Annotated in this window: 10 protein-coding genes; 4 read left to right on the top strand and 6 right to left on the bottom strand. The window is 70.4% G+C overall.

Annotated features, from left to right (window positions below):
• The 5 genes from ACFQVC_RS40315 to ACFQVC_RS40295 form a co-directional block, all read right to left on the bottom strand.
• Positions 1-1,930, bottom strand: a 1,930-nt coding sequence (locus ACFQVC_RS40315) for a CARDB domain-containing protein (RefSeq protein WP_381840981.1), incomplete at its 3' end; no start/stop codon positions are given.
• 281 nt (positions 1,931-2,211) lie between these two features.
• Positions 2,212-2,685, bottom strand: a complete 474-nt coding sequence (locus ACFQVC_RS40310; protein ID WP_381840979.1) for a (2Fe-2S)-binding protein — start codon at positions 2,683-2,685, stop codon at positions 2,212-2,214.
• A gap of 15 nt (positions 2,686-2,700) precedes the next feature.
• Positions 2,701-5,010: a xanthine dehydrogenase family protein molybdopterin-binding subunit gene (locus ACFQVC_RS40305; RefSeq protein WP_381840976.1), complete on the bottom strand. Its 2,310-nt coding sequence runs from the start codon at positions 5,008-5,010 to the stop codon at positions 2,701-2,703.
• 8 nt (positions 5,011-5,018) lie between these two features.
• A complete protein-coding gene (locus ACFQVC_RS40300) occupies positions 5,019-6,239 on the bottom strand; it encodes an oxygenase MpaB family protein (RefSeq protein WP_381840973.1) in 1,221 nt (406 codons plus the stop codon).
• A gap of 159 nt (positions 6,240-6,398) precedes the next feature.
• Entirely contained in the window at positions 6,399-7,622 is a 1,224-nt protein-coding gene (locus ACFQVC_RS40295; RefSeq protein WP_381840970.1) for an oxygenase MpaB family protein, read from the bottom strand.
• A gap of 142 nt (positions 7,623-7,764) precedes the next feature.
• On the opposite strand from ACFQVC_RS40295, the gene ACFQVC_RS40290 reads away from it, so the two are divergent.
• The gene (locus ACFQVC_RS40290) at positions 7,765-8,538 is read left to right on the top strand and encodes a TetR/AcrR family transcriptional regulator (RefSeq protein WP_381840967.1); all 774 of its coding nucleotides are present in this window, start codon (positions 7,765-7,767) and stop codon (positions 8,536-8,538) included.
• A 70-nt stretch (positions 8,539-8,608) separates the two neighbouring features.
• Here the strand turns inward: ACFQVC_RS40290 and ACFQVC_RS40285 are convergent, their stop codons facing one another.
• Positions 8,609-9,217 carry a TetR/AcrR family transcriptional regulator gene (locus ACFQVC_RS40285; protein ID WP_381840964.1) on the bottom strand — a complete coding sequence of 203 codons (609 nt, stop codon included), beginning with the start codon at positions 9,215-9,217 and terminating at the stop codon, positions 8,609-8,611.
• A gap of 162 nt (positions 9,218-9,379) precedes the next feature.
• On the opposite strand from ACFQVC_RS40285, the gene ACFQVC_RS40280 reads away from it, so the two are divergent.
• The 3 genes from ACFQVC_RS40280 (at position 9,380) to scpA (ending at position 15,189) form a co-directional block, all read left to right on the top strand.
• Positions 9,380-10,882, top strand: a complete 1,503-nt coding sequence (locus tag ACFQVC_RS40280) for a cytochrome P450 (protein WP_381840961.1) — start codon at positions 9,380-9,382, stop codon at positions 10,880-10,882.
• Between the two features lie 192 nt (positions 10,883-11,074).
• On the top strand, positions 11,075-12,925 hold the full coding sequence (mutA, locus tag ACFQVC_RS40275; RefSeq protein ID WP_381840958.1) for a methylmalonyl-CoA mutase small subunit: 1,851 nt from the start codon (positions 11,075-11,077) through the stop codon (positions 12,923-12,925).
• The gene (scpA, locus tag ACFQVC_RS40270) at positions 12,925-15,189 is read left to right on the top strand and encodes a methylmalonyl-CoA mutase (protein WP_381840955.1); all 2,265 of its coding nucleotides are present in this window, start codon (positions 12,925-12,927) and stop codon (positions 15,187-15,189) included. The genes mutA and scpA overlap by 1 nt, the downstream gene beginning before the upstream one ends.
• Positions 15,190-15,191 lie beyond the last annotated feature (2 nt).

Here is a 15,191-nt window from a genome sequence, read left to right as displayed (position 1 = left end):
TGACGTCCTTGATCCCCACCTGGTTGTAATCGCCCCTGTCCTGGGGGTCGTCGGTGAGGATCTTCTGCTCCTGGCGCCACTGTCCTGCCGGAATCCACACGCACTCGATGGTGCCGTTCTGGTCGGCCGTCACGGCCTTCTGAAGGGCGGCGGTGTCGTCGATGCCGTCGTTCGGGATCGCTCCGTACTCGGTGATCGAGGTGCACGCGGACGGCTTGGCCGCCGCCGGTGCCACCTGCTCCAGGTCGATCAGGTCGACGATGTAGTACGCGGCGTCATCACCGGAGTCGCGCTGCAGACGGAACTTCGTGCCCTCGGGGTAGGTCTGTGCCAGCAGTGCGTGGGACTCGTCGAAGAGCCGCCGCGCGTCGCCGCCCGGGGTGTTGGTCAGGCCCTCCGGCTGGTCGGTGTTGCCGTACAGCCAGCTGTGCTTGGAGGAGAGGGTCACCTTCTGCACATACTTCCCGTCGGCGTACAGGCTCAGGGTCTTCTCCTGGCCACCGCCGCGCGAAGAGTCCGGGATGGAGTTGCGTACCACGATCGAGTTGGACGCGCTCTTCGATGTGAACTCCACATACTGGCCGGTCGAGTTGAGGCGTACGGACTTGCGGCCCGAGGACTCCGTGGCGAAGTTGGTGTGCCCGAAGGTGCGCTTGGCGTCGGATTCGAGGAGCGTGCCCTCGTAGGTGCCGTCCTCCGCCTCGTACTCGGTGTACGGCACGGCCGCGCCGCGCCCGACCACGACGGAGCGCGCGAAGACGTTGTTGTCCTCGTTCGTCTCGGTCACGACATCGGTGGCGTCGGCGGTCGCGGTGAGTGTGGCGCCGCCGCTGGTCGCGGTCCAGCTGCCGGCGATGTCCACGGTGGCGCTCGCGCCGGCGGCGATGGCCGGAGCGGTGCCGCTCAAGGTGGTGCCGCCCACCGTGAGGCGGGTGACGGAACCGGCGTTCACCGCGCTGGTGCCGCGGTTGTGCACCTTCACGGCGAAGGTGACCTTGGCGCCTACGGCCGGATTGGCCGGGTTCGACGTGATGCCGGTGACCTCCAGGTCCGGTCCCGGGCTCTGGCCGACCGTCAACTTGCCTTCGGCCGTACGGCTGTTGTTGCCGTTGTCCTGTTCGGGGATGGTGTCCGCCGGGTCGACCACCGCGGACACGGTGTACGCGCCCTGCGCCCGCTTGCCGACCGTCACCGGCACGGTCGCCGCCTCACCGGCGCCGAGCCCTGCCACCTTGGCGCTGCCCGCGACCGTGCCGTCCAGGCTGACGTTCACGGTCGTCTCGCCCGCGGCCGCCGAACCGGTGTTCCGCACCGCGGCGTTGACCTTGATCTCGTCGCTCTCCGTGGGCTGTGCCGGCTCCCAGGAGAGCCCCGTGAGCGTGAGGTCGGGGCTGGGCGCGGGGGTGCCCATGACCTGGAACTCCGCGGCCTGGCCCGCGTATCCGGAGCTGTTGCCGTAGATCTTCAGCTGTACGTCGGCGTAGCGGCCGGAGACCGGGATCGTCACGGTGTTCTGGTTGCCCGAGGGGCTGAAGGTGTAGTCGGCCCGCGCCTTGATGGACGTGAGGCTCTGCGCGGACTGCTGACGCCCGAGCACCTCGATGCTCTGGGTCCGTGTCGACCAGGCGGGGTCGGGGTTGAGCTTGACGACGACCGACTGCAGATCGGCGGCGGCGCCGAGCTTCACCGTCAGTGTCGACGGATTGCTGCTCGCCTCCCAATAGGTGTGGGTGTTGCCGTCGTTGGCGTTCGTGGCGAAGTAGTGCTGCGTCGACGACGACGCCTCGATCGGCTTGTTCAGGGCGAGATTCGTCGCCTCGGCGGCTTTGGCCGCCTTGCCGGCCTTGGCCGCGTGGGGTGCGGGGGGCTCGGCGGCCGAGGCGGCGGGCGCGGGCAGAAGCCCGAGCCCTGTCAGGCCGGCGCTGAGCACGACGGCGAGGAGCCGTCCGCGCCCTGCTCTGCCGTGCCGGGTCCGTCTTGGACAGTCCCGTTTCGGTCTCGGGCCGTGGTGCTTCCGTCTCATGGCGTCCTCTGTTCCACAGGGGGTGCGGGGTGCCGCCGGGGAGTTGCGCCTATGTACTGCTGAATCTGAGAGATTCAGTCAATATTTTGCGCATGCGGCATCATAGATTTACCAGGAGGTTGAAGATTGTCAATGTTTCTCACACGACGGCCGCCGCACACCGAACTACCTGGGCACAGCAGGGCAGTTCAGCGCGCGGCGCCGTCCTTGATCGCCTCGCGGATGCGGGCGTAGGTGCCGCAGCGGCAGATGTTGCGCAGGGTGTCGAGGTCGGCCTCGGTGACGGTGCGGCCTTCGGCGGCGACCCGCCGGACCAGGTCCACGGCGGCCATGATCTGACCGGGCTGGCAGTAGCCGCACTGGGCCACGTCGTGGTCGAGCCAGGCCTGCTGCATCGGGTGCAGCTCCCTGCCGACCGTGGCCGCAAGCCCCTCGATGGTGGTCACTTCGTCGCTCGGCCGCAGATCCCCCACGGGGATCGCGCACGGGTTGACCGCCTTGCCGTTGAGGTGGCTGGTGCACGCTTTGCAGACGTTGATGCCGCAGCCGTACTTCGGTCCGGTGACGCCGAGAAGGTCACGCAGCACCCACAGCAGGCGTACGTCGTCGGCGACATCGACGGTGACCTGCTCGCCGTTGACGCGGAAGGTGTGCTCGGGCACGGGAACTCCAAGCTCTCAGCGGATGTGGTCCAGGCCGTCGGTGGGGGACGGGGGCACGGGCGGGACGGTCGGTTTGGGGGTGAAGGAGAGCGTGCCGTGGTTGATGGGGAAGCTCGTCGGCATGGCGCCGGTGGCGCGGCCGTACGCACACGCGACGGCGGCCATCGACGCGGCGACCCCCAGCTCCCCGGCGCCGCCGGGCTCGTCGGACGTGCTCGGCATGACGATGATCCGGAGCTCGGGCGGAGTGTTCCACTGCCGCGTGTAGAAGTAGTTGTCCCAGCTGGCTTCGAGGAAGTACCCGTCCCGCAGATGCAGACTGGACGTCAGGGCGAGCGCGATGCCGTCCGAGATGCCGCCCATCATCTGCGCCTCCAGGCCACGCGGGTTGACGGCAAGACCGACATCGACGGCGAAGACGGCCTTGGTGACGCGCGGCCCCGTGACACCGTCGCGGATGGGACGCTGCACGGTCTCCGGCCGGCAGTCGATCTCCATCAGCGCGGCGCTGACCGCCTTGTACTCGGCGTGGAAGGCGATGCCCTGCGCCATGCCGGCCGGCATGGCCCGGCCCCAGCCGCCCGCCTCGGCCACCTTCTCCAGCACGGCGCGGGACCGGTCGTCGCGCAGAAATTCATGGCGGAAGCGGTAGGGGTCCTTGCCCATCCTGGCGGCGAGCCGGTCGACGATGAGCTCCCGGGCACAGGTGACGTCGGGCGAGTAGACATTGCGCATGCTGCCGGTGTTGAAGCCCTTGTCGGTCTCGCTCAGGAGTCTGCTGTGCACCCCGAAGTCGTAGGACATCGTCTGGCTGAGCTGGAAGAACGTCTCGGAGAAGCCGATGTCACCCACCGGGAGCCGAGCGGCCATGGCCGTGATGATCTCGCCGAGTCCGTGGCCGAGGTCCGTGGAGACGCTGGTGTGCCGCTGTTGGTAGCCGAGCACGGTGTCACCGGCGTAGGCGACACGTACGCGCGAGGTGGCCATCGGGTGGGTGCGGCCCTGGCGTGAGTCGTCGGCGCGGTGCCACATGAGTTTGACGGGCTTGCCGGTCTTCCGGGAGACCTCGGCGGCTTCGAGTGCCGCGTCGAAGAACAGCTTGCGCCCGAAGGAGCCGCCGCCTTCGGTGACATGCACGGTGACCCGGCCCGGTGGCAGACCGAGGCGGGCGGCGATGGTCTGCCGGGCGACGATCGGTGACTTCAGGGACGCCCAGATCTCGGCCCGGTCCGTACGGACGTCGGCTATCGCGCAGTTGGGCTCAAGGGCGCTGTTGCTGCGGAAGTGGAAGGTGAATGTGCCCTCCACGACCGGAGTCGGCGGCCGCGGCCCGAGCGGCAGTTCCGCGGCCTGCAGTTCCCTGAGGACGTCGGCGTCGGACTTGCCTTCGGCGGTTCCGGGTCTCCAGGACACGCGAAGGGCGCGTACGGCGTCGATGCACTGGCCGAAGGTCTCGGCGCGCACCGCGACCCCGGTGGAGATCTCCACGACATCGGTGACACCCGCCATGGCGCGGACCTCGGCGAGGTTGGCCACCGAACCGACCTTGCCGTTGATGGTCGGCGGGCGGCACACCATGGCCGGCTTGGCGTCCGGAACCTGCAGGTCCATCGCGAACTTCTTGCGCCCGGTCACCGCTTCCAGCGCGTCGACGCGGCTGTGCGGCCGGCCGATGACGCTGAAGTCCGTGCGTGCCGTGAGTTCCACGTCCACCTGCCGGGTCCGCGCGCTCGCGGCCTTCTCGGCGAGCGCACCGATACCGACGGCGCGCCCGGAGCGGGCGGTGATCACGCCGTCCTTCAGGGTCAACTCCGCGGGCCGTACGCCGAGTTCGGTTGCCGCGGCCGCGAGGAGCCGGCCCCGGGCGACGGCGGCGGCGACGCGGATCGGGACGTACGTCGCGATGGTGGTGTTGGAGCCGCCGGTGAGCTGGTTGAACACCAGCTCGGGGCGCGCGTCGGCCAGTGACACCCGTACCCGGTCGAGGGGGACGGCCAGCTCCTCGGCGATCAGCATCGCGGTCGAGGTGGTGATGCCCTGTCCCACCTCGGCGCGCGGCAGCGCGAACGACACCGTGCCGTCCCGGTGCACCTCGACCGTGATCAGGTGCGCGGTCGGCAGAGCCGCCGCCGTCATCATGTCGTTGAGGTCGAGCAGCTCCGTGACGTCCGGCGACGGCAGCCCCGTGCCGACGGCCTGCCGCCCCGTGCCGCCGGGGGAGACGGGCCCGCCCGCCGTGGCCGGGGCGGGTCCTGCGGCGGCCACCAGGGTCGGGGCCGCGAGCACATAGCCGAGGAACCGCCGCCGCCCGAGTGCCTCCGTCATTGGCCGCTTCACTCGGGCCGGTTGACGACGGGGATATCGATCTTCGTCTCTTTGCCCTTGGTCAGATAGAACAGGATGTACTGCCGGGCGGCTTCGTCGAGCGCCCAGGCGGCCTCGGGCACCAGCGGCAGCGGCAGCAGGCCCTCACGGAACTTCACCAGGGCCGGCCACGCGGTCCTCACCGCCGCGCCCCAGAACGGCTCGCGCGGGATCTCGTCCCAGTCGGCGACCTCGTCACCGACCAGGTAACGGGCGAGCGCGTTGCACAGCGGCCGGCTGACGCTGCCGGGGCTGGTCTGCTCGGCGAGCTGCCCGAGCAGGATGTCGGTCAGTTCCACGCCTTCACGGGTCGGGCCCATGGCCGGGGGCAGCACCTGGTCCGACTGGGCCTCGGCCGCGTCCCAAGTGGCCGGTATGTACTCGCCCTTGATGCCGAGCATGTGCGCGGTCACCTGCCACACATGCAGATACGCCTCGGACTCGGCCTGGGTGATGGGGACCTTCCACTCGCGCATCTTGCGCATGGCGAAGGTGGGCAGGGTGTGCCAGGTGACCAGCATGTCGTTCTGACTGATCGGAATGTCGCCGCCCCAGTGCGGGGACTGCTGCAGCAGATGGCGTACCGCCGCGTGCACCAGGCGCGTCTTCACGGAGTTGACCATGCAACTGCCGTCCGGGCGGTACGCGTTGAGGGAGCCGACGGCGAAGCCGAGGATGCTGGTCTTGGCGACACGGTCCTCCATGTCGGCGCCGCCCTTGGAGTAGTAGACCGCGCGCGCCTCTTTGGGGATGGCGGTGCTGAGCATGCCGCCGCCGACGCCGTTGAGCAGATTGAGGTACAGCCCTCGGGACTTGTTGAACTCGGCGGCGGCCTCCAGCTTGCTCCGGTCCGCCCACGAGGGCAGCTGACGTGCCTTCTCGATGAACGCCCGCAGATCCCGCGGCAGTCCGGCCGGCAGTGGCTGGTCGTTGCGCTCCCAGTCCCACAGGAGCCGGTTGACCTCGGGGATCGCGCCCCGGTCCAGGAGCGAGGCGAGCAGCGGATCGGCCTCCTCGTCCCATACCCACCGCGGATCGGCGCCGGCGCCGGAGCCCGCGACCGAACCACTCGGCGCCCAGGTCCAGTTCATCAAGGAGCGCGCGTGCGCGGGCGAGGCCATACTCAGTGCTCCGAGCGCCCCCAGGGTCCCGCCCGAGACCAGCATTCTGCGCCTGCTGAGTTCCGACATGTCCTTGAATCCTCCGTGATTCCTCGCGCGCTGAAACTCTGTGGTTCCGTTGGCGCTTCGCGTGATTCGCCCGTACTTGTTTTCCGCGGCTCTTCCGCAGAGTTCCAAGCCCCTGTACCGGACTTCCCGCGGAGCGCTCAACGGCCCTCCGCGGACATCTCAGGACGGGCAGTTGGCCTCCGGGATCTCGATGCTGATCGGCCGCGCTTCGGACAGGAAGAGCAGAGTGGCCCTGCGCAGGAACTCGTCGAAGGTCCAATACGCCTTCGGCGCCAGCGGGAAGGGCAGCAGTCCCTCGCGGACGGCGACGAAGGGGCCCCAGGACACCTTGAGGAGCGAATCCCAGACCGGCTCCTCGCGGATCTTCAGCCACTCGGCGATCCGGTCGCCGAGCATGAAGCGTGTGAAGGCGCCGAGTATCGGCTTGCTGAGGAGGCCGCCGTCGACCTCGGAGCCGAGGTTGAGGAGGATGTCGGCCAGCTTGATGCCCTCGGGCGTGGGGGCGAGCACCGGGTCGAGCACCTGCTTCGCCTGGGCATCGGCCTCGTCCCACGACGCGGGGATGTACTCGTCCATGATGCCGAGCATGTGGGCGCCCACCTGCCAGGAGTGCAGGAAGGCCGTGGACTCGGCTGCGGGGATCGGCACCTTCCACGCGGCCAGCTTCTGCATGACGGTCGTGGGCAGGCTGTGCCAGGTGACCATCATGTCCCGCTGGCTGATCGGGATCTCCTCGTCGGCGGCCTCCGACCAGTACGGGGACTGCGGCAGCAAGTGCCGTACCGCCGCGTGCACGAGGCGGGTCTTGAGGCAGGTCACGATCATCTCGCCGTCGGGCTCGAAGGCGTTGCGGGAGCCGATGTCGTACCCGAGCTTGGCGGTCTTGGAGATGCGGTCCTTCATGTCCGCGCCGCCCTTGGAGTAGTAGACCGCGCGCGCCTCCTTGGGGATGACCGTGCTCATCATGCCGCTGGCGAGGCCGTACAGGACGCCGAGGTAGAGGCCCCGCTTTTCGTTGAACTCGACCGCGGTGGCGAGCTTGCCGCGGTCCGCCCACGACGGCAGGCGACGGGCCCGCTCCATGAAGTCCCGCAGATCCGCGGGCAGTCCGTCCGGCAGCGGCTGCGCGTTCTTGGTCCAGGTCCGCAGCAGCGCGTTCACCTTGGGTACGTCGCCGCGGTCGAGCAGCGAGGCGACCAGCGGGTCGGCCTCCGGGTCCCACACCCACCTCGGGTCCGCGCCGGCGCCCGAGCCCGCCACCGAACCGCTGGGCGCCCACGTCCAGTTGGACAGGGCGCGGGCCGGCGACGCCGCCCCGAGGGCCCCGAGAGCGCCGAGCGTGCCGCCCGCGATCAACATCTTGCGCCTGCTGAGCTCGTCCATGGTCTGAACTCCTCCTTGAGGCCCGGACTCGCTGGCTGGTACTGTGATACACGAACTGATACTGCGTATCTCATAGAAGAGCACAGTCCGGGATGCAGGGCCAGACCCCATTCCCCGCCGATTCAAGAAAGTTCGGTCGCTGATGGTGGAACCAGTACTGTCCGCCCTGCTGGGGAGTTCCGGTCCTGAGTCATTGCTGGAGCGCGCGTTCGCCGAAGCCGTGGAACGCTCCGAGCGAATCGAAGGTGCCGCCGACGGCAGCGGCGGCGATGGCGGGGGCAAAAGCAGCGGCGAAAGCAGCAGTGATAGCAGGAGCGGAAGCGCCGGAGAAAGCGACGAGATCACCGGACGGGTGCTCGACGCCGCGTACGAGCAGTTCTGCCGTATGGGTATCCGGCGCTCCACCATGGAGGATGTGGCCCGTCGTGCCGGGGTCTCCCGGATCACGGCCTACCGCCGCTTCGCCACGAAGGACGCGCTCGTCGAGCAGGTCGTACGACGTGAATTCCGGCGCTACTTCGACCAGTTCCTGATCGACATCCAGGAGGCCGAGACCGCCGCCGACCGGGTCGTGCTCGGCTTTGTCAGCTCCCTGCGGGCCATCCGGAGCAACCCCCTGATCGGGGGCCTGATGGCCGCCGAGCCCGATCTGCTCGTGCCCTCGATGGTCGGCGACGGCGGCCGGACGCTCGCCACGGTGCAGCGGTTCGTCGCGGGCCAGCTCGCCCGCGAGCAGCAGGCCGGCCATGTCCCGGGCGAGGTCGACGTGCAGCTGGTCGCCGAGCTGATGACGAGGCTCTCCACCTCCTTCCTCGTCACTCCGAGCCATCTCATCGACCTCGACGACGACGAGCAACTGCGCGCCGTGGCACGGAACTTCCTCGTGCCGATGCTGGAGGCGCGGCCGGGGGAGTGAACACCGCCGCCCCGCACACCCCGGGCCCGCGCACCCCGGGCCCGCACACCCGGGGCCCGGATGGCCCGCCTCAGTCCCGGTCCAGGCCGAGCGCCCCCCACAGCGTCCGCGCGCACAGATCCCGCACCCGCTCCCTGCTCGTGCCCGGTTCGTCCAGCCACTCGAGGCAGACCGAGATCATGAAGGCCAGCCAGCCGTGCACCGCCAGGCGCAGGGCGGGGTCGTCGGCCGGGAGGCTCCGGGTGTGCGTGAGCGCGGCGAGGATCTGGTGTTCCTGGGCGGCGAGGCCCGCGCGGTAGACCTCGCGGACGGCCGGGTCGCCCGCGGCCTCGGCGCGGTGGAAGGCGCGGAAGCCCTCCGCGTGGTTCTCGACGTACGCCAGGAAGAGATCGATGCCGGTGTCGATCTGCTCGCGCAGCGGCTTGCCGGGCACCGCGGCGGTCAGCCGCAGCATGCGCTCGCTCTCGCGCTGTACGACGGCGGCGAAGAAGTCCCTTTTTGTGGGGAAGTAGTGGTACAGCAGACCGCGTGACACTCCCGCGATCTCGGCGACCCGCTCGACCCACACATCGTCATAGGGGCTCTGTGCGAAGAGCTGGGAACCCACCGAAAGCAGCTGGTCCCTGCGTTGCTCGGTGCTCAGCCGGCGGCGGGTGCGGTCGCTCGGATTCGCTGCCATGTCAGCACCGTACTTGACGGCGGTTCAGTGCTTGGCCCGGTGCTTGGCTCGTTGCCCGGCCCGGCACTTGACTCCGCTCCGCTGCCGCCGAGACACTGGCGACGGCTATTGAATTCGCGTCCAATAAGGCAAGGCGCGGGCACGGAAAGGGAGTTGGGGCAGATGGCACAGGTGGCGGAGGGCGCCGCGGCGGAGGGTGCCGCGGTGCCCAAGGGATTTCGCAGCGCACACCACGGCTGGCCGGCCCTGGACCGTATTCCGCATCCGTCGTACCGGGTGCCGGTGGTGGGCGATGTGCTCGGCGCCAACGTCCGTACGCCACTGCAGGACTCGATGCGGGTGGCGGCCCGCCTCGGGCCGATCTTCCGGCGCAAGGCCTTCGCCAAGGAGTTCGTCTTCGTGTGGGGCGCGGACCTCGCCGCCGATATCGCCGACGAGTCGCGCTTCGCCAAGCATGTCGGCCTCGGGGTCGCCAATCTGCGGCCGGTGGTCGGGGACGGTCTCTTCACGGCGTACAACCACGAAGCCAACTGGCAGCTGGCGCACGACATCCTGGCCCCCGGGTTCAGCCGGGACGCCATGGCCGGTTACCACCCGCTGATGCTGGACGTCGCACGGCGTCTGACCGCCCGCTGGGACGAGCGGGAGCGTGCCGGGGCGGCCGTGGACGTGCCGGGCGATATGACCAAGCTGGCCCTGGAGACCATTTCCAGGGCCGGGTTCGGGCATGACTTCGGTTCGTTCGAGCGTGAGCGTCCGCATCCGTTCGTGACGTCGATGGTCGGCATACTCGCCTTCGCGCAGCGCCGCAATGTGATCCCCTCCCTGATCGCCCCGATGCTGCTGCGCGGTGCGGCCCGCCGGAACGCGGCCGACCTGGAGTATCTGAACCACACCGTCGACGAGATCGTGACCGCCCGCAGGGACGGGACCGCGGCGGGCGGCCGTGGCGACCTCCTGGACCGCATGCTGGACGTGGCGCACCCGGACACCGGTGAGCGGCTCTCCGCCGAGAACATCCGGCGCCAGGTCATCACCTTCCTGGTCGCCGGGCACGAGACGACGTCCGGGGCGCTCTCCTTCGCGCTGCACTATCTCTCCCGCCACCCCGAGGTCCTGGCCCGCGCCCGCGAGGAGATCGACCGGGTGTGGGGCGACAAGGAGGAGCCCGCGTACGAGGACGTCGCCAAGCTGCGCTACGTCCGCCGGGTCCTCGACGAGGCCCTGCGCCTGTGGCCCACCGCCCCCGCCTTCGCCCGTGAGGCCCGCGGCACCACCGAACTCGGCGGCGCGCACCCGATGCTGCCCGGCGCCTGGGCGCTGGTTCTGACGATCATGCTGCACCGTGACCCCGTGGCCTGGGGCCCTGACCCGGAGGCCTTCGACCCGGACCGCTTCGAGCCCGCGGCGGTGCGGTCGCGGCCCGCGCATGTCTACAAGCCCTTCGGTACCGGGGCCCGCGCCTGCATCGGCCGCCAGTTCGCCCTGCACGAAGCCACCTTGGTGCTCGGTCTGCTGCTTCGCCGCTACGACCTGCACCCCGACCCCGGCTACCGGCTGCGGATCTCCGAACGGCTCACGCTGATGCCCGACGGGCTCACCTTGAAGCTCGGTCGGCGAACGCCACAGGCCGTGTCTCGGGAGGAGAGCGGGGCGGCGGGCTGACGGTGGTCCGACGGTGGAGCCGGTCCATGCCTGCCGCACCGTCGGCCGCCGTCCGCAGGCGTGTGACCTGCGCCGCATCCCGCCGGCCCGGATAGGGCAACGGCCGCCCATGATCAAGACCGATCCGGAGAGGGCAAGGTCACAGCCGTTCCCCCTGCTGCTCATCCGGGGCTCTGCCCTAACATCCGAGCCATGACGGTCCTGCCTGACGACGGGCTTTCGCTGGCCGCCGAGTTCCCTGATGCGACCCACGAGCAGTGGCAGGCCCTTGTATCGGGCGTACTGCGCAAGTCGGGCAAGGAAGTCTCGGGCACGGCGGCCGAAGCAGCCCTCTCCACCGCACTCGAGGACGGGCTCACCACCCGCCCCCTCTACACCGCCCACGACGCCGCCGCCGACCCCGGCTACCCCGGCTTCGCCCCCTTCGTACGGGGCGGCAGGCCGCAGGGCGGCGCGGCCGGCGGCTGGGGCGTACGCCAGCGGCACGCCGGCGCCGACCCCGCGGGCGTCAACGAGGCGCTGCTCGCCGACCTGGAGAACGGCGTCACCTCGGTGTGGCTGGCCGTCGGCGGCAGTGGTCTGCCGGTCTCCGGGATCGCCCGCGCCCTGGACGGCGTCTACCTCGACCTCGCGCCCGTCGCCCTCGACGCGGGCGCCGAATACGCGGACGCCGCACGGGAGTTGCTGCGGCTCCACGCCGAGCGCGGCATCACCGGCGAGCAGGCCCGCGGCACCCTCGGCGCCGACCCGCTCGGCCACGAGGCCCGTACCGGCCAGGAGTTGGACGCCGCGCCCGCGGCGGAGCTCGCCGCACGCTGCGTCCGTGACCATCCGGGTGTGCGCGCCCTGACCGTGGACGCGCTGCCGTACCACGAGGCCGGCGCCTCGGCGGCCGAGGAGCTGGGTGCCTCGCTCGCCACCGGGCTCGCCTACCTGCGGCAGCTCACGGACGCGGGACTGAGCGTCCAGGACGCCTGTGCGCAACTGGAGTTCCGCTACGCCGCCACCGCCGACCAGTTCCTGACCATCGCCAAACTCCGGGCCGCGCGTCGGCTCTGGGCCCGGGTCGCCGAGGTCTGCGGCGCCGCGGGCGACGGTGCGCAGCGCCAACACGCCGTCACCTCGCCGGTGATGATGACGCGCCGTGACCCGTGGGTGAACATGCTGCGCGGCACGATCGCCTGCATGGCCGCGGGTGTCGGCGGCGCCGACGCCGTCACCGTGCTGCCCTTCGACGACGCGCTCGGCCTGCCCGACGCGTTCGCCCGCCGGATCGCCCGCAACACCTCCACGATCCTCATCGAGGAGTCGCATCTGGCCCGGGTCATCGACCCGGCCGGGGGCTCCTGGTACGTGGAGCGGCTCACCGACGAACTCGCCCACGCCGCCTGGGAGTTCTTCCAGGAGATCGAGCGCGCCGGCGGCCAGGGCGCCGCCCTGCGCTCCGGACTCGTACGCGAGCGGATCGCCGCCACCTGGGCCGAGCGCAGCAAGCGGCTCGCCGAGCGCCGCGAACCCATCACCGGCGTCAGCGAGTTCCCGCATCTAGCCGAGAAGCCCGTCGTCCGCGAGCCCGCCCCGGCCGCGCCCGCCGGCGGTCTGCCCCGGGTGCGCCGCGACGAGGCGTACGAGGCGCTGCGGGCCCGCTCGGACGCACACCTCGCCGAGAGCGGGGCGCGCCCCAAGGTGTTCATCGCCGCGCTCGGCCCGGCCGCCGCGCACACCGCGCGCGCCACTTTCGCCGCGAACCTCTTCCAGGCGGGCGGCATCGAGCCCGTGCACGACCCGGTGTCGGTGGACGCCGCCACGGCCGCCGGGGCGTTCGCCGCCAGCGGTGCCACGGTCGCCTGCCTGTGCTCGAGCGACGCCCTCTACGCCGAACAGGCCGCCGAGGTCGCAGCCGCCCTCAAGGCGGCGGGCGCCCGCCGTGTGCTGCTCGCCGGCCGGCCCGGCGACCACCAGGACGTGGACGAGTACGTCTTCGCCGGCTGCGACGCGGTGGCCGTCCTTTCCTCCCTCCTCGACCGCATGGGAGTGGCGTGATGACTGCCCCTCAGATTCCTGACTTCTCCGAGGTCCCGCTCGGCGCGGCCCCCGCCGCGGGCTCCGACGACGAGTGGCGCACCGCCGTCAAGGAGACCGCGGGCGAAGCCGTCGACGACCTGGCGTGGGAGACCCCCGAAGGCATCACGGTCAAGCCCCTGTACACCGGGCGCGACCTGGAGGGCCTGGACTTCCTGGAGACGTACCCGGGCGTCACGCCGTATCTGCGCGGCCCCTACCCGACGATGTACGTCAACCAGTCCTGGACGATCCGGCAGTACGCCGGTTTCTCCACCGCCGAGGAGTCCAACGCCTTCTACCGGCGCAACCTCGCCGCGGGCCAGAAGGGCCTGTCCGTCGCCTTCGACCTGCCCACGCACCGCGGCTACGACAGCGACCACCCGCGCGTGACCGGCGACGTCGGCATGGCGGGCGTCGCCATCGACTCCATCTACGACATGCGCCAGCTCTTCGACGGCATCCCGCTGGACAAGATGACCGTGTCGATGACGATGAACGGCGCCGTCCTTCCCATCCTCGCGCTCTACATCGTGGCCGCCGAGGAGCAGGGCGTACCGCCCGAGAAGCTGGCCGGGACCATCCAGAACGACATCCTCAAAGAGTTCATGGTCCGCAACACCTACATCTATCCGCCCAAGCCCTCGATGCGGATCATCTCCGACATCTTCGCGTACACCTCGCAGAAGATGCCGCGCTACAACTCGATCTCCATCTCCGGCTACCACATCCAAGAGGCGGGCGCGACGGCCGACTTGGAGCTGGCGTACACCCTCGCCGACGGGGTGGAGTACCTGCGCGCCGGGCAGGAGGCCGGGCTCGACGTGGACGCGTTCGCGCCGCGCCTGAGCTTCTTCTGGGCGATCGGCATGAACTTCTTCATGGAGGTCGCCAAGCTGCGCGCCGCGCGCCTGCTCTGGGCGAAGCTGGTCAAGCAGTTCGACCCGAAGAACGCCAAGTCCCTTTCCCTGCGCACCCATTCGCAGACCTCGGGCTGGTCGCTGACCGCGCAGGACGTCTTCAACAACGTCACGCGTACCTGCGTCGAGGCGATGGCCGCCACCCAGGGCCACACCCAGTCCCTGCACACCAACGCCCTCGACGAGGCGCTCGCCCTGCCCACCGACTTCTCCGCGCGCATCGCCCGCAACACCCAGCTCCTCATCCAGCAGGAGTCCGGCACCACCCGCGCCATCGACCCGTGGGGCGGCAGCGCCTACGTCGAGAAGCTCACCTACGACCTCGCGCGCCGCGCCTGGCAGCACATCCAGGAGGTCGAGGCCGCCGGCGGCATGGCCCAGGCCATCGACGCGGGCATCCCCAAGCTGCGCGTCGAAGAGGCCGCGGCCCGCACCCAGGCCCGGATCGACTCCGGCCGCCAGCCCGTCATCGGCGTCAACAAGTACCGCGTCGAGACCGACGAGCAGATCGACGTCCTCAAGGTCGACAACTCCTCGGTGCGCACCCAGCAGATCGAGAAGCTGCGCCGGCTGCGCGAAGAGCGCGACGAGCAGGCCTGCCAGGACGCGCTCGCCGCCCTGACCCGCGCCGCCGAATCCACCGGCAACCTCCTCGAACTGGCCGTGAACGCCGCCCGCGCCAAGGCCACCGTCGGCGAGATCTCCGACGCCCTGGAGAAGGTGTACGGCCGGCACGCGGGCCAGATCCGTACGATCTCCGGCGTGTACCGCAACGAAGCAGGGGAGTCGCCTTCCGTGGAGCGCACCCGCACCCTCGTCGACGCCTTCGAGGAGGCCGAGGGCCGCCGCCCGCGCATCCTGGTCGCCAAAATGGGCCAGGACGGACACGACCGCGGCCAGAAGGTGATCGCCTCCGCCTTCGCCGACCTGGGCTTCGACGTCGACGTCGGCCCGCTGTTCCAGACCCCGGCGGAGGTCGCGCGCCAGGCCGTCGAGGCGGATGTGCATATCGTCGGCGTCTCCTCGCTCGCCGCCGGGCACCTCACCCTCGTACCCGCCCTGCGGGCCGAACTCGCCGCCGAGGGCCGTGAGGACATCATGATCGTGGTCGGCGGTGTCATCCCGCCGCAGGACATCGAGGCCCTGCACGAAGCGGGCGCCACCGCGGTCTTCCCGCCCGGCACGGTGATTCCGGACGCGGCGTACGACCTGGTGAAGCAGCTCGCGGACGAGCTCGGTCACGAACCCGCCGCCGAGTCCTCCGCCGCCGAGCCCCCCGCCGCGCCTGCTGCCGATTCCGCCGCCTCCGCCTCCGACGAGCTGTGAGC

This window comes from Streptomyces monticola, from assembly GCF_042665355.1.
Lineage (GTDB): Bacteria > Actinomycetota > Actinomycetes > Streptomycetales > Streptomycetaceae > Streptomyces > Streptomyces monticola.
The sequence above is the reverse complement of the archived record's forward strand: the minus strand, read 5'-3'. Positions and strand labels throughout refer to the sequence as shown.

Coding starts and splice junctions, on each gene's coding strand:
- ACFQVC_RS40305 (WP_381840976.1), bottom strand. CDS start 5,010: ATGACGGAGGCACTCGGGCGGCGGCGGTTCCTCGGCTATGTGCTCGCG.
- ACFQVC_RS40300 (WP_381840973.1), bottom strand. CDS start 6,239: ATGTCGGAACTCAGCAGGCGCAGAATGCTGGTCTCGGGCGGGACCCTG.
- ACFQVC_RS40295 (WP_381840970.1), bottom strand. CDS start 7,622: ATGGACGAGCTCAGCAGGCGCAAGATGTTGATCGCGGGCGGCACGCTC.
- ACFQVC_RS40290 (WP_381840967.1), top strand. CDS start 7,765: ATGGTGGAACCAGTACTGTCCGCCCTGCTGGGGAGTTCCGGTCCTGAG.
- ACFQVC_RS40285 (WP_381840964.1), bottom strand. CDS start 9,217: ATGGCAGCGAATCCGAGCGACCGCACCCGCCGCCGGCTGAGCACCGAG.
- ACFQVC_RS40280 (WP_381840961.1), top strand. CDS start 9,380: ATGGCACAGGTGGCGGAGGGCGCCGCGGCGGAGGGTGCCGCGGTGCCC.
- mutA (WP_381840958.1), top strand. CDS start 11,075: ATGACGGTCCTGCCTGACGACGGGCTTTCGCTGGCCGCCGAGTTCCCT.
- scpA (WP_381840955.1), top strand. CDS start 12,925: ATGACTGCCCCTCAGATTCCTGACTTCTCCGAGGTCCCGCTCGGCGCG.